The sequence below is a fragment of the Bacillus cereus group sp. BfR-BA-01523 genome (assembly GCF_022662615.1).
In the GTDB taxonomy this organism is placed as follows: domain Bacteria; phylum Bacillota; class Bacilli; order Bacillales; family Bacillaceae_G; genus Bacillus_A; species Bacillus_A mycoides.
Genome location: NZ_JAKUDX010000004.1, coordinates 434,690 through 455,186, shown reverse-complemented (window position 1 = coordinate 455,186; position 20,497 = coordinate 434,690). Strand labels below are relative to the sequence as shown.

Here is a 20,497-nt window from a genome sequence, read left to right as displayed (position 1 = left end):
CTAAGTTTATAGTTTTCTCAAGAGGATAGTAGGGAAAGGAAGTAAAGACAACTTATGAAAAAAGTAATCGCAGGTTTAGCAGCAGCATCTGTAGTAGGTGTAGCAGTGCCAGGAATGGATTCTGCTCATGCACAAGTTTCAAATGATGCGCTAAAAGAAATTAATGGACAAACTCAAACTCAAACTCAAACGACTGTAACTGAAACAAAAACGGTAGAAACAACTTCTGAATTAAAATACACAGTAACAGCTGATGTATTAAATGTACGTTCAGGTGCTGGTACAGGACATAACGTTATTTCTAAAGTGAAATCAGGTCAAGTACTTCAAGTAATTGGACAAGAAAACGGTTGGTTCAAAGTTAGTGTAAACGGTCAAACAGGTTATGTAAGTGGGGACTTCGTAACAACTGGTGGCAATAAAGGAACTACTACTACTGTTCAGCAAGGAACAGGTATTTACACAGTAAACGTTTCTTCATTAAACGTACGTACAGGCCCAAGTGCATCTCATACTGTTTTAGGTTCTGTAAATAAAGGAAAAACAGTTCAAGTTGTAGGTGAAGTTCAAGATTGGTTTAAAATTAACTTCAATGGTGGAACTGGATACGTAAGTAAAGACTTCGTAACAAAAGGTGGTTCAGCTGTATCTAACGAAACTCAGCAACCAACTACAAACAACAACAATACTACTACAGTTCAAACTGGTGGATCATATGTTGTTAACACAGGTGCTTTAAAAGTACGTACAGGTCCAGCTACATATAACCCTGTAATTGGTGGGGTAACAAATGGTACAGTATTAAACGTTACTGGCGCTGAAAATGGTTGGTATAAAATTAACCATAATGGCCGCACTGGTTACGTAAGTGCAGACTTTGTTAAGTTTGTAAAAGGCGGAGTGAACAATGTAGTTACTGGTGGTAACCAAGGTACGAACCAAGTACAAAAACCAACAGCGCCAACTGGTGGAGATACATCTTCAATCGCTGGATTCGCTAGATCTTTAAAGGATTCAAAATATGTATTTGGTGGTCAAACTCCTGATGGTTTCGACTGCAGTGGATTCATTCACTACGTATTAAATCAAACTGGTCATAAAGGCGCTCGTCAAACAGTTGCTGGATACTGGAGCTCTAAAACAAAAACTAGCAATCCACAACCAGGTGATTTAGTATACTTCTCTAACACTTATAAACCAGGTCTTTCTCACATGGGTGTTTACTTAGGAAACGGTCAGTTCATTAGTGCAGAGAATGAAACGGTTGGTGTAAGAATTAGTTCAATTAATAACTCTTACTGGGCTAAACACCTAACAGGTTACACAAAAGCATACTAAGAAAAAGTAGTTTATATACTTTTCGTATAGAGAAAAGGCTTTCCAGGGAAACTTGGGAAGCCTTTTTCATAGTTATATAAACTTATAGTAGTATTTATTTTAATTTCCCATGCAAAAACTTAGCATATAAATCATGAAAATAGTTTGGACGGAATAAGTTTGCTGCATGACCTGCTAAAGGTATTTCTTTATATAGAACGTTTGGAAGAATAGATTTTAAATCGAATAGACAAGATTTATAGAGATGATCATGTTCTCCCATCACCCATAATATAGGATGGGGAAGTGCTTTTAATTTAGATTTTAAGTCGAATTCTAAGCGGTGTCGTAATGACTCAGCAATAATGGACGAGTGTAATTGTAATCCGAAACGGTAATAAATATTTCGTGAAATAACAGCGAACGGATTTGCCCTTAGTATTCCACTTGGAAAAATAGTACTAGCATACTGAGAAAGCCAAGATGAATATTCATCACCACGTTTTTCCCAAAAATTCTGAAAAACATTATATAAACGGGAAGGGTTATTATAATGTCCACCAATATGACAAATACTCAATACTTTTTCTGGATGCATTTGTGCAAATGTCGTAGAGATATAACAGCCATAGCTTAGAGCGCAAATATGAGCCTTTTTAATTCCCTCTTTTTCATACAAGTTCAATAATTGATCTACGAGGCGCTGTATTGAAAAGTCGATAGCTTCTCCTTTATCGTCGCCGTGACCTAATAAATCATAAGTTATAATGTTGTAGGAGGCAGAAAATCGTTTATGCTCTTTTTTGAAGGCGCGGCGATTTCCAACTAATCCATGAATAAAAATGATTGTTTCCTTTTCGGAATGTGTATTTGTTTGCAAAAAGGATACTCCTTTCAATGCTGGAGATTTATATAGTGTTTTAAATTAGCTAATTGATAAAATTAGTTATATATTTTCTATGCGTAGTCTATAATTTGCATAGAATAATAATAAGTACCAGGTAATAATATCAGATATTTATACTTGTTGTAAAGATGAGTTTATATGTATATTTTGTAAAATTAGAAAAAAGTGTGTTTACATTCAGTTTACATTTATAGCGTATTCTAGTTTTAGAAAGAATAGTTTTGTTTATAACGAGGAGATGAACGACAATGGAAGTTAGGAATACAGAAAAGAAAAAAGGGAATTGGAGGCAGTTTTTACGTCTCATTCAAGATACAAATCCACCGAAAGGCATTCTTATTTTTGCATTAATAATGAGCTTACTTTCTACTGGAGCGAGTTTGTTTATTCCAATGCTGACAAAAGGTTTAGTTGATAATTTTTCACTTTCTTCAATTAGTACGGGACAAATTGTTGGATTAATTGCATTCTTTATTATTCAAACAATTGCTGCAGGATTGTCAATTTATTTACTGAATTATATTGGACAAAAAATTGTAGCTGGACTTAGAGAACGATTGTGGAAAAAGGTACTTATTTTACCAGTGTCTTATTATGATCAAAACAGAACGGGAGATACAATTAGTCGTATGACAAATGATACAGGTGTTGTTAAAACATTAATTTCTGAGCATTTGTCAAACTTATTAACAGGCGGTATCTCAATTATTGGGTCATTAATTGTATTATTTGTTTTAGACTGGAAAATGACAATTTTACTTTTAACGGTTATTCCATTATCGGTACTAATTTTAGTTCCACTTGGACGGAAAATGTATAAGATTTCAAAAGCACTTCAAGATGAAACGGCTTCTTTTACTAGTGTATTAACACAAGTACTATCAGAAATTCGTTTAGTAAAATCTTCAAATACGGAAAAAAAAGAATATGAAACAGGTAATACAGGTATCCAAAAATTATTGCAATTTGGTTTGAAAGAAGGAAAAGTGCAAGCATTAATTTCACCTGTTATGTCGTTTGTTTTAATGGCATTGCTTGTTATTATCGTAGGGTATGGTGGAATGCGAGTTTCTAGTGGTGCATTAACAACAGGTGAACTTGTAGCATTTATTTTGTATTTGGTTCAAATTATTATGCCAATGAGTCAGTTATCAATGTTCTTTACTCAGTTCCAAAAAGCAATTGGTGCAACCGAAAGAATTAATACGATTTTAGAATATGAAGTAGAAGATCATGAAACAGGTATGAATGTTACAAATGCGAAGCAGCCGATCGTTATTGAAAATGTACATTTTGAGTATAACGAAGAAGAGAAAATCTTGAAAAATATCGACTTCACGATTGAATCTGGAAAAGTAACGGCGATTGTAGGACCAAGTGGTAGCGGAAAAACAACTTTATTCTCGCTGTTAGAACGTTTTTATGAGCCAACTAGTGGTTTCATAAAATTAGGGAAAGAACCAATTACAGCATATTCATTACAATCATGGCGACGTCAAATTGGTTACGTTTCACAAGATAGTCCGTTAATTGATGGAACGATTCGTGATAATATTTGCTACGGTGTTGAGGGTGAAGTGACGGATGAAGAAATTGAAAAAGTAGCAGCGATGGCGTATGTTGATGCGTTTATTCATGATTTACCAAGTGGATACGCAACAGAAGTTGGAGAGCGTGGTGTGAAGCTTTCTGGAGGGCAAAGACAACGAATTGCGATTGCTCGAGCGTTACTACGAAACCCGCAAATCCTTATGTTAGATGAAGCGACATCAAGTCTTGATAGTAAATCGGAATCGGTTGTTCAGAAGGCGTTAAATAACTTAATGAAAGGTAGAACAACTTTAGTTATTGCGCATAGACTTTCTACTGTTGTAGATGCAGATAAAATTATCTTTATTGAAAAAGGGAATCTTACAGGAAGTGGCTCACATGATGAGTTATTACGGACACATGACATGTACCGTGAATTTGCAATGCAACAATTGAAAATTAAAGAAGGAGCATTATAGAATGAAAACAAACAGTGAAGGGGCACTTCACTGTTTGTTGATTTTAGAGTGCTAAAAAGTATGTTAAGCAGAAAGGATATGATTCCTTGATACCCAAAATTTTAATTGTAGATGATGATCCGCACATTAGAGAACTTGTTTCTGTATTTTTGGAACGAGAAGGTTTTCAAACATATGAGGCCGTTGATGGATTAGATGCTCTTCGAAAAATAGAAGAAGTGAAAGTCGAAATGGCGATTATTGATATTATGATGCCAAATATGGATGGGTTTGATTTATGTTATGAATTAAGAAAATACTATGATATCCCAATTCTTATGCTGACTGCTAAAGGTGAAACATCTCAAAAAGTAAAAGGATTTCACCTCGGAACAGATGATTATCTTGTAAAACCATTTGATCCTTTAGAATTAGTTGTGAGAGTGAAGGCATTATTGAAACGTTACCAAATTACAGTATCGCAATCTATTCAAGTTGGGAATGTACTGTTAAATCGTAAAACATTTGAAGTTAACGTTGGAGAACAAACGGTGACGCTGCCGCTAAAAGAATTTGAGTTGCTCTTTACATTAGGATCTAAAGCGGGAAGAACTTGTTCAAGAGAGCAATTAATAGAAGACGTATGGGGATATGATTTTGAAGGGAATGAACGCACGCTAGACGTTCATATTAATCGGTTGCGTGAAAAGTTTCAAGAAGAGCTATCAAAGTTTAGTATAAGGACGATAAGGGGCTTAGGGTATCGCTTAGAGGTAAGTAAATGAGAAAAAGAGAAAGAATGAGTAAGATGAAGATGTTAAAAGTAATGGGGGCGATAGTAGCGCTCTTTGCTTTTCTTACTATAATTTGGTCAATAGCCTTTTTTGTATCGTCTAGTGTAATGAAAGCTTTTGAAATAAACGTATCGCCTTTTATTACTTTTCTAATTAGTGATATGGTCGGCTTTGTTTTTATCGTTCTTATTTGGACATTAATCGGAATTTTAATGAGACCGAAGCGAGAGGCGATGATTTGGACGATCATTGAACCGATACAAAAAATTGCAAAAGGGGACTTCTCTGTAAAAATACGGAATGAAGAAAAGTATGATGGTGAAATTGGTGTGCTTGTAAAAAGTATTAACGATATGACGGATGAACTTAATGCAATGGAGAAAATGAGACAAGAATTTGTATCGAATGTTTCTCATGAAATACAGTCGCCATTAACATCTATTAAGGGATTTGCTCGAGCGCTACAAGACGATAATCTACCAGTTGAAAAAAGAAAACATTATCTTACTATTATTGAAACTGAAACAACGCGATTATCTAAATTGAGTCAAAATTTATTGAAGCTAACACTTTTAGAGTCAGAGGAGTATTCACCAGAAAGAGCTACTTATCGATTAGATCAACAGTTGAAACAAATTGTGTTAAATAGTGAGCCTCTTTGGGATGAAAAAGGACTTGAGCTAGATCTTGATATGGATAAAGTGTGTGTTACTGCAGACAAAGAAAGTATGAGCCAAGTATGGATTAATTTAATTCATAACAGTATTAAATTCACACCAAATGGTGGCACGATTACAATTCATTTAAAAGAACATAAAGAATTCCTGGAAGTAAGTATTCATGATACGGGAATTGGTATATCTGAAGAACAGAAACAACATATTTTTGAACGTTTTTATAAAGCGGATTCTTCACGAAACCGTGCTTATGGAGGAAGTGGATTAGGTCTAGCAATTGTAAAAAAAGTACTCGACCTTCATCAAGGAAAAATAAAAGTTGAGAGTGTAGAAGGAAATGGTACAGAATTTATTGTGCGTATTCCAAATCATGAAGAAAAATAGTGTTAGAAGGAGGCCTTCTAACACTATTTTTCTTTAAAAATGCATTTACCATTACTATAGTTACCTATAAGTAACCTACGCACATAAAAGTGCATCATTGCCTTTTTACATAAACATAGCTACACTTTTAATATAATAAACAACTGAGAAGATTAAGGAGTGTTACACTTGGCAGAATTATTACAAGGAAAAAATGCTTTAATTACAGGAGCAGGTAGAGGGATTGGTCGCGCTGTAGCGATCGCATTAGCGAAAGAAGGCGTAAATGTTGGTCTTTTAGCTCGTTCAGAAGAAAACTTAAAAGCAGTTGCGAAAGAAGTAGAAGCAGAAGGCGTAAAAGCTGTTATTGCGACTGCTGACGTATCTTCATATGAAGAGGTAACTACTGCAATTGAAACATTAAAAAACGGTTTAGGATCTATCGATATTTTAATTAATAACGCTGGTATTTCTAAATTCGGTAAGTTTTTAGAATTAGAAGTTGCTGATTGGGAAAAAATCATTCAAGTAAACTTAATGGGTGTATACTATGCAACTCGTGCAGCTTTACCAAGTATGATTGAACAACAATCTGGTGATATTATTAATATTTCATCTACAGCAGGACAAAAAGGTGCACCTGTAACAAGTGCATATAGTGCTTCTAAATTTGGTGTTCTTGGTTTAACAGAATCGTTAGCGATGGAAGTTCGTAAACATAATATCCGTGTAACAGCTTTAACACCAAGTACAGTAGCAACTGACATGGCTGTAGACTTAGGATTAACTGATGGAAACCCTGATAAAGTAATGCAAGCGGAAGATATTGCAGAGTTTATCGTAGCGCAGCTGAAATTAAATAAACGTACATTTATTAAATCAGCAGGACTTTGGTCTACTAATCCGTAAGGGGTAAATATAAAGTACAAAGAAGGGACATCTATTCTGTAATGGAGTGGGTGTCCCTTCTTTATTTTTTGTGTATGAAACGGAATTTTCGATATAATTAAATGTGAATGGTAGATAAGTATTAAAAACTTTAAGGGGATGGTATTTACATGAGTACGATTGAGAAATGGACGGCTGTTGATCAATATATGAGTGATGTATTAATACCGAAAGACTCTACATTAGAAGAAGTTCTTCAAGCAAATGCTTCAGCTAATTTGCCGGCACATGATGTATCGCCAACGCAAGGGAAGTTTTTACAACTATTAGTACAAATCCAAGGAGCTCGTAACATATTAGAAATTGGCACTCTAGGCGGATATAGTACAATATGGCTTGCAAGAGCATTGCCATCTGGAGGGCGAATTGTTACATTAGAAGCAAGTGAAAAGCATGCTGAAATTGCACGGAGCAATATTGAGCGTGCCAATTTGAATGATAAAATTGAAATACGATTAGGATTAGCGTTAGATTCTTTAAAACAAATAGAAAATGAGAAGTATGAACCATTTGATTTTATTTTCATAGATGCGGATAAACAAAATAACCCTGCTTATTTTGAATGGGCACTGAAACTATCACGACCTGGTACTGTAATTATTGGGGATAACGTAGTACGTGAAGGTGAAGTTATTGACAATACTAGTAATGACCCTCGTGTACAAGGGATACGCCATTTCTATGAGCTAATAGCTGCTGAGCCGCGTGTAAGTGCTACTGCGCTTCAAACTGTAGGAAGTAAAGGGTACGATGGGTTTGTAATGGCAGTCGTAACAGAGTAATGTAAGGAGGAAAAAGGGATGAAAAAGAAGTTTCAAAAATTATAACGTGTATCTTGTACAACGAATTTAGCTCGTGGACCTCCAATTTACATAGCTTTATATTATATATTAAAAACTTGGAGGCTATAAGAAGATGAGAACTGAAAAAGAAATGTTAGACTTAATTATAAATACAGCAAAAGAGGATGAAAGAATTCGAGCTGTCATCATGAATGGGTCACGTGTGAATCCAAATGTGAAAAAAGATTGTTTTCAAGACTATGATATTATTTATGTTGTAAAAGATATACAATCTTTTACGTGTAATCATAGTTGGATTAATAGATTTGGAGAAATAATGATTGTGCAAATGCCGGAAGAAATGTCGTTACTTCCAGCTGATAAAGACGGGAAATTTCCGTATTTAATGCAGTTCATGGATGGGAATCGAATTGATTTAATGCTAGTTCCAGTTGATTTAATAAATAAATTTATTGGACAGGATAGTTTAAGTGAATTACTACTGGATAAAGACAATTGTATTGGAGAATTTCCGCCAGCAAGTGATAAAGATTACGTTATAAAAAATCCTATAGAAAAAGAGTTTTTCGATTGCTGTAATGAATTTTGGTGGTGCAGCACAAATGTAGGGAAAGGGTTATGGAGAGAGGAACTTTCTTATGCGAAAGGAATGCTTGAAGGCCCAATGCGAGATATGTTAATCGTAATGATAGAATGGCATATTGGCATGAAAACAAATTTTACAGTGAATACCGGAAAGTTTGGTAAGCATTTCGAGCAATATGTTGAAAAAGATACGTGGGAGCAATTTAGAAAGACATTTTCAAATGCAGAATATGAAAATATATGGGAGTCATTCTTTGTAATGGGTGATTTATTTAGGGAAGTTGCGAACGAAATTGCTAACACATATGGATATCAATACCCGCAAGATGATGATGACAAAGTGACAAGCTATTTAAAACATGTGAAAGTTTTGCCGAAAGATAGTACATCGATTTATCCCGCATAAACGGGCAGTAAAACCCCCACTGATTAAAGTTTCACTTTATTAATTGTATAAAGCAGTAAGACTGTCCTAATTACGGACAGTCTTATTTTTGTTCATGAATAAGAAATTCTCTAACAAAGTGCAGATGAATCACATATGAAATTTTAGGGAGGTTTTTATCATGTATTATTTTTATGCGCCAGAAATGTTCGTTCCATTTCCTTTGGGGCTAGAACGCAATATTTCGTATGCTTATATGCCATATCATTCATTTTATTATGGAAACTATATAGACGCAGTGCCGTATGTATTAAATGTTCCGCAAAATGATCAAGTCAAAGTGAAGGAAGAGAATCGGGGGTCATGGACACCTTTTTCATGGGTTGAAAAATATTCGTATGCATTTTCAGGACCATACAATAAAGCGGAAGTAGCTCTTACATTTGATGATGGACCAGATTTAGTATTTACGCCAAAAATTTTAGATAAGTTAAAACAATATAATGTAAAAGCTACTTTTTTCTTACTTGGTGAAAATGCAGAAAAGTTTCCGAATGTAGTAAAGCGTATCGCGAATGAAGGGCATGTAATTGGTAATCATACGTATAATCATCCAAATTTAGCGAAAGTAAATGAGGCTGAGTACCGTAATCAAATTATAAAAACGGAAGAAATATTAAATCGTTTAGCTGGTTATGCTCCTAAATTTATACGTCCACCGTATGGTGAAATACTTGAAAATCAATTGAAGTGGGCGACGGAGCAAAATTTTATGATTGTACAGTGGAGTGTTGATACAGTTGATTGGAAAGGGGTAAGTGCGGATACGATTACAAATAATGTGCTAGGGAATTCATTTCCAGGAAGTGTCATACTTCAGCATTCAACTCCAGGTGGACACTTACAAGGATCTGTAGATGCGCTAGAAAAAATCATTCCACAGTTAAAAACGAAAGGGGCACGTTTTGTAACACTTCCAAGTATGTTCCAGACATCTAAAGAGAGAAAATGAAAATGTTAATAATTGGAATTTTAAAAGTTGTATAGTATAATGAAGGTGTAAGTTAGGGGGGGATATAATTGATGGATGCACTAGTAAACGTAGGAATGAGCATATTGATTGGTATTATATTTATACTTGCGGCACTTATTCTTCAAAAAAATCCACCGACGGATATTAACGCAGCATATGGTTACCGTACGAAACGATCTATGAAAAATAAGAAATTATGGGATGCAGGTAACAAGTATAGTGCAGAAGTGATGAAACAAAATGGATTCATCATGATATTAATTGGAAGTGTGATTAGTATACTGTTTAGATATCCACATACAATGATTGCGATTATGATTGTTATGCTGTTATTAATTATACGATTATTTATACGAGTAGAGAAAAAATTAAAGATACTTGAGCAATAAAAAAATAAGACTCCCGAATAAAGTAAGCTGGGAGTCCTATTTTTTTATAAACTATTTTTGTTTAGCGATTCTTGTCCTTGCACTATAACAAATTCATAGTATTCAAGATCATAAGGATAAATATCTTCAAATGTTATCGTTATCGGATTATTGTTTAAAACAGAATTAGTCGTTAAAGATGAAATCTCTCTTCTTAATAGTTGTAGAAAAGAAGTCGCATGTACTTTCATCACATCGTCTACTTCTTCACCTGGTGCAAATGGAAGTGGTTTTATTACATTGTGGAAATACATATGACAAAATTCACGATCAGTAAGGCTTGAAATTTCATAATCTATTTTATAGATTCCTTTGTATGTTAAATCATTCGTTTGGAAGGAAAGACCCAGTTCTTCCTCAATTTCACGTAGACCGCCAATTAGTACATCTTCATCATGCATAATATGTCCGGCGGATGTAATATCCCATATACCCGGAGCTTCTTTTTTATTATTAGAGCGTAATTGGAAATATAAGAACATATCCTCAGCATCTTTTTCTACAAACCAGCAATGAAATGTTTCGTGCCAATCACCGTCACGATGCACGTCATCACGTAATTTCTTTCCAAGTGTATTTCTTTCAGGATCAAATATTGTTAACCACTCTGTCATTTTAATTCCCCTTTCTGCAAATTTTATTATACAATATTTGTATTGAATTTTGGGAAAATAAAGAAAAAGGAGTGATTATTAGTGAAGATAGAGAATAAGGAAATAAAATCAATAATTTCAACTGAGGAAGAATTACGACAAATATTGGGGCAACCAAGTGAACGGGCTTTGAAAAAAGTTATTTCATCACTTGATCACCATTGTGTAGATTTCCTGTCTAAATCGCCTTTTCTAGTATTATCTACTGCAAATAAATTCGGAGAGTGTGATGCTTCGCCGAGGGGAGACGCACCTGGATTTGTATATGTATTAAATGAAAATAAAATTATCATCCCAGAAAGACCGGGTAATCGTCGTATAGACTCTATTTTAAATATAATTTCAAATTCGCACGTAGGGTTAATCTTTTTTATTCCGGGTCTTGGGGAAACACTCCGAATAAACGGTAAAGCATATATTACGAACGATGAAGAAATTTTGAAAGAAATGCAGGCGAATGGACGCAATCCGTTACTTGGAATTGTTGTTGAAATAGAAGAATGCTATATTCATTGTGCAAAAGCTTTTATTCGTTCAAAAATGTGGGATCCAGAGTCATGGTTAAATAAAACAGGGCTACCTTCAGCACCGAAAATGTTAATGGAGCATGCGAAAGTGAATGCTTCAGAAGAGGAAGTTGCACGTTCTTTAGAAGAAAGTTATAGGGAAAGATTGTATTAAAAATTATTTTTTAAATATAGTGTTGAAGTATGAAACTCTAAACGTTTTAGAGTGAGACTTTAACTATGAATATTGTTAATTTGTATGTGATGAATATATGTGCAAGAGAATACATCTGTATTAGATGATTTGTTATTTTAAAATATAATTATTCATATTCTTAAAAATTGTGAAGAAAAATAGGCTTGCTTTTTAAAAAGTTGATAACTATAATAAGTTAACAAATAGACATGAACGAAAAAGTAACGATAAGGACATGAGATGATTTTTACGGTTTACAGAGAGGGAAGACAAGGCTGTGAGCTTCCTAACACGAAAAATGATCTTACCACCTTTGAACTTCAATAGTGAACGAGTAATCTAGTAATTATTGACGGTATCAGCCGTTATCTGAACTTGAGCAATCTAGAAGAAAGTAAGTCTAGGTTGGAACAAGGGTGGAACCACGAAAACACATTCGTCCCTTTCCTAGGGATGAGTGTGTTTTTTTATAGTTTTTAAGATTGAAAATTTAAAATAATTAAAAAATAGCATTGATTTTGTTTTTTATGCGAGTATAATGAGTTAACAAATAAACATGAGCGAAAAAGTAACGATAAGGACATGAGAACATTTTTACGGTTTACAGAGAGGGAGGCCAAGGCTGTGAGCTTCCTAACACGAGAAATGATCTTACCACCTTTGAACTTCAATAGTGAACGAGCAATCTAGTAATTATTGACGGTATCAGCCGTTATCTGAACTTGAGCAATCTAGAAGAAAGTAAGTCTAGGTTGGAACAAGGGTGGAACCACGAAAACACATTCGTCCCTTTCCTAGGGATGAGTGTGTTTTTTTATCCCGCATTAACGGTCAGTAAGATTCCCATCTCAAAATTTGGCGGATGCGAGGGAGTAAGACGGGAGATCAACTGTCCGTAAAAGCCCGATTGGTTCAACTAATAATCAGTGAGGAATGGACAAAATCCCCACTGATTAAAGTTTCACTTTATTACTTTGAAAGGAGGTGCGGTAACATGAAACGATTAGTACGTACGGAAATAACCACCACCTGCATGATTAAAAAGCAGAGTAAGGTGATTCACAGGTGTAACAATTAAACTATTTAGGAGGAGATTAGAAAATGAATAACGTTATTAATGTTGGGGTATTAGGGTTAGGTACTGTCGGAAGTGGTGTTGTCCATATTTTGAAAGAACATTATAAAAAAATCACTCTTGATACAGGATATGAAGTAAAGGTAAAGACAGTCGTTGTACGTGATTTGGAAAAGGAACGTGATGTTTGCATTGATGGAATCGTAGTAACAAGTAATGTCGATGAAGTTCTAAATGATTCAAATATTGATATTGTAGTAGAGGTAATGGGCGGAATTGAAGAAGCGAAAGAGCATATTGTTAAGGCTTTACAAAGTAAGAAACATGTCGTAACAGCAAATAAAGATTTAATGGCCGTATACGGTGCGGAGCTTTTGCAACTGGCAAATAAAAATGATTGTGATTTATGTTATGAAGCAAGTGTAGCGGGTGGGATTCCGATATTAAGAGGATTAACAGATGGGCTAGCGTCAGATCAAATTGAAAAAATAATGGGAATCGTAAATGGAACAACAAATTACATGTTAACAAAGATGAGTCAAAATGGATGGTCGTATGAAGAGGCTTTACAGGAGGCACAAAAATTAGGTTTCGCAGAATCCGATCCAACAGCGGATGTAGATGGGCTAGATGCTGCGAGAAAGGTAGCAATTCTTGCAAACTTAGGTTTTTCGATGAATGTTTCTTTAGATGATGTTCAAGTTAGAGGTATTCGAAAGGTTGAAAAAGAAGATTTAGAGATGGCCGAAAAATTAGGATTTACTATGAAATTAATTGGTAAAGCTGAAAAACAAGGATCATCCATTCACTTAAGTGTAGAACCGACTTTATTACCAAACCATCATCCGTTATCAAATGTTAATAATGAATTCAATGCGGTGTATGTTCACGGTCAAGCAGTAGGAGAAGTGATGTTTTACGGACCTGGAGCTGGGAAGTTACCAACTGGTTCTGCTGTAGTAAGTGACATTATTTCAATCGTTAAAAATATGAATCAAGTTCCGAAAAATAAAAGTGTATTAAAAGAACCAGAACCGTACGAATTACAAGGAGATGAAGAAGTAGTTTCGAAATATTTCTTACGTATTTCATTACGAGATGAGCCTGGGATGTTGCAAAAAATAACAGAATGTTTCGTTAGTTGTTCTGTAAGTTTAAAAGAGGTTATCCAATTACCTTTGAATCGTGAACTTGCAGAAGTCGTTGTTGTGACACATCACACTTCAAAATATCAATTCGAACGAGTTTTAGGAGCGATAGAAGCTGTCGCAAGTGAAATAAACAGCTACTACATTATTGAGGAGGAAAAACAATATGTATAAAGGACTATTAAACCAGTACGCTTCTTATTTACCGGTGAATGAAAACACACCTGATGTCAGCTTAATGGAAGGAAATACACCCCTTATTCCATTATTAAATATATCAAAACAATTAGGGATTCAGTTATACGGAAAGTATGAAGGAGCGAATCCAACAGGTTCTTTTAAAGACCGTGGTATGGTAATGGCAGTTGCAAAAGCGAAAGAAGAAGGGGCAGAGGCAATCATTTGTGCATCTACAGGTAATACATCGGCATCGGCTGCAGCTTATGCGGCACGCCTCGGAATGAAATGTATTATCGTAATACCAGAAGGAAAGATTGCGCATGGGAAATTAGCACAAGCAGTTGCTTATGGAGCGGAGATTATTTCAATAGAAGGGAATTTCGATGATGCACTTAGAGCTGTAAGAAACATTGCTGCGGAAGAGCCGATTACATTAGTAAACTCAGTGAATCCTTATCGAATTGAAGGGCAAAAAACAGCAGCGTTTGAAATTTGTGACCAGTTGCAAAAAGCGCCAGATGTTCTGGCTATACCTGTTGGGAATGCTGGAAATATTACAGCATACTGGAAAGGGTTCTGTGAATATGAGAAAGAAAAAGGTTATAAGAAACCAAGAATTCATGGATTTGAAGCGGAAGGAGCAGCGGCAATTGTAAAAGGACATATAATTGAGGCGCCTGAAACGGTTGCAACAGCGATTCGCATCGGTAATCCGGCAAGTTGGTCATATGCAGTAGAGGCTGCCGAACAGTCTAATGGTGAAATAGATATGGTATCAGATGAAGAAATTTTAAACGCGTATAGATTGTTAGCAAAAACGGAAGGAGTTTTTGCTGAACCAGGATCAAATGCTTCATTAGCCGGCGTAATTAAACATGTTCAATCTGGAAAAATCAAAAAAGGCGAAACAGTTGTTGCGGTATTAACTGGAAATGGTTTGAAAGATCCTGATATCGCTATCTCTTCTAATAAATTAGACATTGCAAGTGTTTCAAATAATATAGAACAAATTAAAGATCATATAAAAGGGGTGATTATGTCGTGATACCAGTAAGAGTTCGTGTCCCTGCTAGTACAGCAAATGTTGGACCTGGATTTGATTCAGTAGGAATAGCATTGTCATTATATTTAGATGTGCTGGTAAAGGCGGAAGCGGATAAATGGCAAGTAATCCATTCCTTTGAAGATTTAATTCCAACAGACGATAAAAATTTAATTGTTAGCACGGCATGTAAAGTATGTCCTTCTTTATCACCCCATATAATAGAAGTTACTAGTAATATTCCGCTGACAAGAGGGCTAGGAAGTAGCGCATCAGCGATTGTAGCAGGAATAGAGCTTGCGAATCAACTTGGAAATTTACATTTAACAACTGATCAAAAGGTTCAAATTGCTACAAATTTTGAAGGGCATCCAGATAATGTTGCTGCTTCTATTTTAGGTGGAACTGTAATCGGAGCACTTGATGGAAAGAATGTTTCGGTTGTAAGAATTGAAAGTAAGGAATTAGGCGTAATTTCTCTTATTCCAAATGAAGAGCTAAATACAGATGAAAGCCGATCTGTATTACCAGAGATGTTTCCGTTTCATGAAGCAGTTAAAGCTAGTGCGATAAGCAACGTATTAGTAGCTGCGTTATGTCAAAAGAAGTGGGAAGTTGTAGGTGAAATGATGGAACGAGATCATTTCCACGAGCCATATCGTTTAGAACTTGTACCGTTATTACCATCAATTCGTAAATGTGCAAAGGAATTTGGAGCATATGGCACAGCGCTTAGTGGTGCGGGACCATCCATTTTTATTTTAACTCCGTACGAGAAGCGTAAAGAAATAGCTGACCAATTAGCGAGAGTATTTGCAGCTATGAAAGTATGTGAGCTTGAAATTGATCATAAAGGGATTACTGTAAATAAGGAAGAACATATTGGATTATAAAGAAAGCTAGCATCGCTAGCTTTCTTTACGTTATGGAGAATCTATTTTAAAGGGGATTTTTCGGAATGAACATTAATTTTAGAGGTGATTATATGAGTTCAAAAGAGTCACCAGAAGAAAAAAGAGAACGCATGAGACAAGGTGAATTGAAAAATAATCCTACCGGTTCTTTGAATGATGGACTCAACGGGGCGGAATCAGGTATCCCCGCTGATATGACAGGTGGTATGAATTGGAAAGGTACAGGGATATTAATTTTAGTGCTAGTTTTAGGATATATTATATATAGTTACTTTTTCAGTTAAGGAAAGCTTGATGGAATTTAGATTTGCTTGATCTAATTATTAGTGAGAATAAAAAAACAAGGATTAAAGTCCCACTGTATTACATATTTTCTTTAAACAGATTATAGTTATACGTAAATTTTTTTGCTCCTAATAGAGCTAGCATAATGCTAGCTCTATTATTTTTTTGCCATATTCCTGTAACAAACCTCCTGTATATTCATTGGTGGAGGTGCAGAAGATGAAAAAAATGATGGCGATATGTCTTCTTACAACATTGTCATTTTCGACTTTAGTCGGGTGTGATGTAAAAGGTAATGATGCTTTACAAGAGTCTAAAATAAAGAAAGCGACGTATAAAGATTTTACTTACGATGTAAATCCTGAGACTTTTACGTTAACTGTAGAACATGATGGTGTAAAAGAACAGGCATCACAACCGTTACCCAAAATGAAGGTATCGAATTTGAAAAAAGACAAGGATCATACATCATGGGAATATCCGGATCAAAAAGTAAAAGTAAATTTAGAAAAGAAAAAAGACCACTTAAATATTGAAGTGGAATCGACTGGTGCAGAAAGTTTTACATGGCCAAAAGTGCAAGCTGAAAATTATACACTTCCGTTATGGGAAGGTAAGCAAATTCCGAGTAATGATGAGAATTGGAAGAAGTTTTTAAAGGATGATGCATATTCATTTGCTGAATCATTTTCTATGAAGTTTTTTGCATTAAATGGTTCTAAATATTCGATCGTATATATTGCGAACAATATGTTTAATAATGAATTGAAATTTCATTCAGATCCGAAAATAGGGTTTGATTTTACACATGAATTCCCGAGTATAAATAAAAATAAAACATATGGATTTCAATTATATGTGACAAATAATGATGCAGTAAGTATTGCTAAACTGTATAAGGATAATATTATTGAAAAAGGTGAATTTAAAACATTACAAGAAAAGGCTAGAAAAAACAAAGAAATTGAAAAACTTTACGGTGCAGCTCATTTTTATTTTTGGAATCAAAATGGTTTATCAGAAAGTAACGTAAATTGGCCAAAGCTAAGGGTGCAAATAAATAGCCCGGTGTTTAGCCATATAAAAGACCTTATTCAAAAGAATAGTTCAGAGCCTGGGGAATTGAATGTATTTGAGCAGGTGAGTAAACAAGACTTTATCGATAAGTACCAAAAAAATGTTATTTTACGCTATACAAACGAAGTATTATCTATGAAGGAATTGTATAAAGAGGATATTTTCCCGAAAGTTAATCAGGAAGCTAGTGTGTTATTAAAGAAAGGTGTAGATCACTTATCGAAGACAGAGCTGTATAGCTTAAATAAACATTTATTAAAGTCAGTACTCGGTGATGCAGTTGAAGAAGTAAGCAAATGGGGTAAAGCAGATGGAACGGATATAATAAAGGAAATGAAAAAAGTAGGGATAGACAAAGCGTGGATTGGTCTACCGAACTGGGAACAAGGATTTATGCAGCCTAATTTCGTTACAGAAGCTAAGGAAATGGGATATTTAGTTGGTCCGTATGATTCTTACCATTCTATTCACGAAAAAGGTGATAAAAATTGGAACACAGCTTCTTTTAATGACCCATCGTTATATGAAGAAGCCACTGTAACGAAGAAAAATGGTGAGAAAGTGCAAGGGTTTTTAGGGAGAGGCCGAAAATTAAATCCGACATTATCACTTCCTAGTGTAAAAGAACGAATGAACGATATATTACAAAGTGGCCCTAAATATAATTCATGGTTTATTGATTGTGACGCGACGGGCGAAATTTATGATGACTATTCGGCAAAACATTTAACGACACAAGAACAAGATTTAAAAGCACGATTAAAACGAATGGATTATATTGCACAAGAAAAAGGTATGGTAGTTGGCTCTGAGGGCGGAAATGATTTTGCAAGTAGCACGATTGCATTTGCTCATGGAATTGAAACACCAGTTATTAAGTGGGACGATGAAGATATGAGAAAAAATAAAACAAGCCCGTATTATGTCGGTGGATATTGGTCACCAAATCAAAATGTTCCAGAAAAATATGCAAAACAAGTACCGTTAAAAGAAGAATATAAGCAAGTATATTTAAATCCAGTATATTCGGTGCCATTATATAAACTAGTATACAATGATTCGGTTATTACAACGCACCACTGGGAATGGGGAAGTTTGAAGGTAAAGGACGAGGTTGGAAATCGTATGTTATATGAGTTATTGTATAATGTTCCTCCGTTGTACCATTTAGATGAAGTAGAGTGGAATAAGCATAAAAAAGAAATTACAGAGCATCTGAAAGTTTGGAATGAAGTTCATGAAAAGGCAGTAAAAGAAGAAATGACGAACTTTGCATATCTGTCAGAAGATAAGCTAGTACAATCTACTTCATATGGAAAAGATATTAAAATCATTGTGAATTTCTCAAATAAAGATGTAGAAATAGAAAAAACGAAAATAAAAGCAAAGTCAGCTTTAATTAATAATAATGGGAAGCAAATGATATACACACCAAATGAGAAATAATAAAGTGAAACTTTAATCAGTGGGGGATTTATCCCTCACTGATTATTAGTTATCACCAACCAAGATGGTACGGCACAAACTTGACTCTTTATTCTTGCTAAATTGTGAGGTGAAAATCTTACTACCTGCAAATAACAGAATAATAAATATGCGAATTCGAATATTCCGAAGTATTGGATTTTTTAAGTTGATAAATAGTGACTTGCCAAAAATAAGCACAAGAGTATAATGTGAAATGGAATACATGTTGGATTCATGAAGTAACCTTACAAAAATGTAAGGTAATTGAAAGGAAATTCAATATGAAGATTACTAGACATACATTATACTAGGGAAAGAGAAAGAGAGGCGAATGGGTATGAGCTCTGAATTAGAACAAAATACGAGAAGCAATAAAAAACGTTCTAAACGAAAGTCAATAAAATGGTTCATTTTAATTCCATTTTTCCTACTTATTTTTGGAGGAGTAGGATATGGATCGTTTATATATAACAAAGCAAAAGCTGTTGTAAGTGATGCATATGCAAAAATTGATAAGTCATCAAAAAGGGACAAAGAAGTGGAACCTTTAAAGGATAATATTTCGATTTTAATCATGGGTGTCGATGGAAGCGAAATGAGAAAAAGCCAATATGGTGAAGCGGTTCGAACAGATGCACTTTTATTAGCGACAATTAATAAAGATGATAAGTCAGTTAAATTAGTAAGTATTCCGCGTGATTCACGCGTTTATATTCCATCTAGAAAAAAATTAGATAAAATTACACACGCACACGTATTTGGTGGTGTTGAAAGTACACGAGATACAGTGGAAAGATTTTTAAATGTACCAGTTGATTATTATGTGAAGTTTAACTTTGAGTCATTTGTACAAATTGTAGATTCAATTGGTGGTATTGATATTGATGTACCTGTTACTTTCACTGAACAAGATAGTAAAGACCAAGCAGGTATGATTCATTTAGAAAAAGGTTACCAACATTTAAATGGTGAACAAGCACTTGCACTTGCGAGAACGCGTAAAATTGACAGTGATACAATGCGTGGTCAAAGACAACAACTTGTAATTGAAGCAATTGCGAAAAAAGCAATATCTGTTCAATCTATTAGTAAAATGGGCTCTTTACTTGATGCAGTTGATAAAAATATGAAAACAAACTTAACGTTTGATGATATGCTTGCTATTACGAAAAATATGGCAGGCTCTGATTTGCAAATGGAAAAGATGCAAATAGAAGGAACGGATAAACGTATTGGTGGTATTTATTATTACATTCCAAATGAAAAGAATGTAAAAGATATTTCGAATAAGTTAAATGCGCATTTAGGTGTTACACCAAAACCAAATCGAAATGAATAAGTATAAAAAAAGGTTGGCCTCAGCCAATCTTTTTTTATGGAAATGGACTGCTTCATTTATTTTTAGTAGAAGGGCTACTAGTTTTTTCACGTCTACAGTTAAATCATTTTAATTTATATAAACAAAAGGTGCAATTGTACGATATACTAGAGGAAATAATTTGGTAATTAACTCCTAAAATAGAGAAAATAAATTCATCTCATTGCAAGTTGAAAGCGAATTGAATTGATGGAAGATCAAACAGGTTAAAACAAATCTTCTTGAAAGTTGTACATAGTGCAATCAAGAATTGGTATGAAAAGAATAAAGAGTTTGTTGAGGCAGGAACAACAATTTTGATAAAACTCCCATTATAATTCATATTTTAGATTGTTTATATAGTGTAAT

18 protein-coding genes, 1 pseudogene and 2 other annotated features are annotated in these 20,497 nt (G+C 34.6%); of the genes and pseudogenes, 17 read left to right on the top strand and 2 right to left on the bottom strand.

The annotated features are described in order from the left end of the window. The first annotated feature begins 54 nt into the window (after window positions 1-54). Window positions 55-1,338, top strand: a complete 1,284-nt coding sequence (gene entFM / locus MR066_RS14265) for an enterotoxin EntFM (protein WP_242247522.1) — start codon at window positions 55-57, stop codon at window positions 1,336-1,338. Between the two features lie 94 nt (window positions 1,339-1,432). On the opposite strand, the gene MR066_RS14260 is transcribed toward entFM, so the two are convergent. Continuing rightward, a complete protein-coding gene (locus MR066_RS14260) occupies window positions 1,433-2,197 on the bottom strand; it encodes an alpha/beta fold hydrolase (RefSeq protein WP_242247521.1) in 765 nt (254 codons plus the stop codon). A gap of 275 nt (window positions 2,198-2,472) precedes the next feature. Here MR066_RS14260 and MR066_RS14255 point away from each other — a divergent pair, with 275 nt between their 5' ends. From MR066_RS14255 to MR066_RS14220, 8 genes are all read left to right on the top strand, one after another. Further along, on the top strand, window positions 2,473-4,233 hold the full coding sequence (locus tag MR066_RS14255) for an ABC transporter ATP-binding protein (RefSeq protein WP_002031356.1): 1,761 nt from the start codon (window positions 2,473-2,475) through the stop codon (window positions 4,231-4,233). Window positions 4,234-4,319: 86 nt separating this feature from the next. Next, window positions 4,320-4,997 carry an envelope stress response regulator transcription factor HitR gene (gene hitR, locus MR066_RS14250; RefSeq protein ID WP_002031358.1) on the top strand — a complete coding sequence of 226 codons (678 nt, stop codon included), beginning with the start codon at window positions 4,320-4,322 and terminating at the stop codon, window positions 4,995-4,997. Next, a complete protein-coding gene (gene hitS / locus MR066_RS14245) occupies window positions 4,994-6,067 on the top strand; it encodes an envelope stress sensor histidine kinase HitS (protein WP_016103187.1) in 1,074 nt (357 codons plus the stop codon). Before hitR ends, hitS begins: the two co-directional genes overlap by 4 nt. Before the next feature lie 168 nt (window positions 6,068-6,235). Then, complete coding sequence (locus MR066_RS14240) at window positions 6,236-6,955, top strand: 3-ketoacyl-ACP reductase (protein WP_002012353.1); 720 nt, start codon at window positions 6,236-6,238, stop codon at window positions 6,953-6,955. 149 nt (window positions 6,956-7,104) lie between these two features. Continuing rightward, complete coding sequence (locus MR066_RS14235; RefSeq protein ID WP_088039228.1) at window positions 7,105-7,776, top strand: O-methyltransferase; 672 nt, start codon at window positions 7,105-7,107, stop codon at window positions 7,774-7,776. 133 nt (window positions 7,777-7,909) lie between these two features. Continuing rightward, window positions 7,910-8,788, top strand: a complete 879-nt coding sequence (locus tag MR066_RS14230) for an aminoglycoside 6-adenylyltransferase (protein WP_242247519.1) — start codon at window positions 7,910-7,912, stop codon at window positions 8,786-8,788. A 160-nt stretch (window positions 8,789-8,948) separates the two neighbouring features. After that, window positions 8,949-9,779 (top strand): peptidoglycan-N-acetylglucosamine deacetylase, encoded by an 831-nt coding sequence (locus MR066_RS14225; RefSeq protein ID WP_242247518.1) that lies wholly within the window; start codon window positions 8,949-8,951, stop codon window positions 9,777-9,779. A gap of 71 nt (window positions 9,780-9,850) precedes the next feature. Then, window positions 9,851-10,189 carry an SdpI family protein gene (locus MR066_RS14220; protein WP_002086147.1) on the top strand — a complete coding sequence of 113 codons (339 nt, stop codon included), beginning with the start codon at window positions 9,851-9,853 and terminating at the stop codon, window positions 10,187-10,189. 44 nt (window positions 10,190-10,233) lie between these two features. On the opposite strand, the gene MR066_RS14215 is transcribed toward MR066_RS14220, so the two are convergent. Beyond that, window positions 10,234-10,842: an NUDIX hydrolase gene (locus MR066_RS14215; protein WP_002086146.1), complete on the bottom strand. Its 609-nt coding sequence runs from the start codon at window positions 10,840-10,842 to the stop codon at window positions 10,234-10,236. A gap of 81 nt (window positions 10,843-10,923) precedes the next feature. Between MR066_RS14215 and MR066_RS14210 the strand changes: the two genes are divergently transcribed. The 8 genes and pseudogenes from MR066_RS14210 to MR066_RS27385 form a co-directional block, all read left to right on the top strand. Continuing rightward, window positions 10,924-11,562 carry a pyridoxamine 5'-phosphate oxidase family protein gene (locus MR066_RS14210; RefSeq protein ID WP_242247517.1) on the top strand — a complete coding sequence of 213 codons (639 nt, stop codon included), beginning with the start codon at window positions 10,924-10,926 and terminating at the stop codon, window positions 11,560-11,562. Between the two features lie 236 nt (window positions 11,563-11,798). Continuing rightward, window positions 11,799-12,030, top strand: a binding site (T-box leader). Window positions 12,031-12,145: 115 nt separating this feature from the next. Further along, window positions 12,146-12,377: a binding site (T-box leader), on the top strand. A 307-nt stretch (window positions 12,378-12,684) separates the two neighbouring features. Continuing rightward, the gene (locus MR066_RS14205; RefSeq protein ID WP_242247516.1) at window positions 12,685-13,980 is read left to right on the top strand and encodes a homoserine dehydrogenase; all 1,296 of its coding nucleotides are present in this window, start codon (window positions 12,685-12,687) and stop codon (window positions 13,978-13,980) included. Then, a complete protein-coding gene (gene thrC, locus MR066_RS14200; protein ID WP_242247515.1) occupies window positions 13,973-15,031 on the top strand; it encodes a threonine synthase in 1,059 nt (352 codons plus the stop codon). The genes MR066_RS14205 and thrC overlap by 8 nt, the downstream gene beginning before the upstream one ends. After that, window positions 15,028-15,921, top strand: coding sequence for a homoserine kinase (gene thrB / locus MR066_RS14195; protein WP_242247514.1), 894 nt, complete (start codon window positions 15,028-15,030; stop codon window positions 15,919-15,921). The genes thrC and thrB overlap by 4 nt, the downstream gene beginning before the upstream one ends. 92 nt (window positions 15,922-16,013) lie before the next feature. Then, window positions 16,014-16,226, top strand: coding sequence for a DUF6366 family protein (locus MR066_RS14190; protein ID WP_242247565.1), 213 nt, complete (start codon window positions 16,014-16,016; stop codon window positions 16,224-16,226). Window positions 16,227-16,446: 220 nt separating this feature from the next. Continuing rightward, window positions 16,447-18,750, top strand: a complete 2,304-nt coding sequence (locus tag MR066_RS14185) for a glycoside hydrolase (RefSeq protein ID WP_242247513.1) — start codon at window positions 16,447-16,449, stop codon at window positions 18,748-18,750. Between the two features lie 358 nt (window positions 18,751-19,108). Further along, complete coding sequence (locus MR066_RS14180; protein ID WP_242247511.1) at window positions 19,109-20,110, top strand: LCP family protein; 1,002 nt, start codon at window positions 19,109-19,111, stop codon at window positions 20,108-20,110. 62 nt (window positions 20,111-20,172) lie between these two features. Next, window positions 20,173-20,433, top strand: a pseudogene (locus MR066_RS27385) (sensor histidine kinase); the annotation flags it as partial. Between the last annotated feature and the right edge of the window lie 64 nt (window positions 20,434-20,497).

Coding starts and splice junctions, on each gene's coding strand:
- MR066_RS14215 (WP_002086146.1), bottom strand. CDS start 10,842: ATGACAGAGTGGTTAACAATATTTGATCCTGAAAGAAATACACTTGGA.
- MR066_RS14230 (WP_242247519.1), top strand. CDS start 7,910: ATGAGAACTGAAAAAGAAATGTTAGACTTAATTATAAATACAGCAAAA.
- MR066_RS14205 (WP_242247516.1), top strand. CDS start 12,685: ATGAATAACGTTATTAATGTTGGGGTATTAGGGTTAGGTACTGTCGGA.
- MR066_RS14220 (WP_002086147.1), top strand. CDS start 9,851: ATGGATGCACTAGTAAACGTAGGAATGAGCATATTGATTGGTATTATA.
- thrC (WP_242247515.1), top strand. CDS start 13,973: ATGTATAAAGGACTATTAAACCAGTACGCTTCTTATTTACCGGTGAAT.
- MR066_RS14190 (WP_242247565.1), top strand. CDS start 16,014: ATGAGTTCAAAAGAGTCACCAGAAGAAAAAAGAGAACGCATGAGACAA.
- MR066_RS14235 (WP_088039228.1), top strand. CDS start 7,105: ATGAGTACGATTGAGAAATGGACGGCTGTTGATCAATATATGAGTGAT.
- MR066_RS14225 (WP_242247518.1), top strand. CDS start 8,949: ATGTATTATTTTTATGCGCCAGAAATGTTCGTTCCATTTCCTTTGGGG.
- MR066_RS14185 (WP_242247513.1), top strand. CDS start 16,447: ATGAAAAAAATGATGGCGATATGTCTTCTTACAACATTGTCATTTTCG.
- hitS (WP_016103187.1), top strand. CDS start 4,994: ATGAGAAAAAGAGAAAGAATGAGTAAGATGAAGATGTTAAAAGTAATG.
- entFM (WP_242247522.1), top strand. CDS start 55: ATGAAAAAAGTAATCGCAGGTTTAGCAGCAGCATCTGTAGTAGGTGTA.
- MR066_RS14255 (WP_002031356.1), top strand. CDS start 2,473: ATGGAAGTTAGGAATACAGAAAAGAAAAAAGGGAATTGGAGGCAGTTT.
- MR066_RS14180 (WP_242247511.1), top strand. CDS start 19,109: ATGAGCTCTGAATTAGAACAAAATACGAGAAGCAATAAAAAACGTTCT.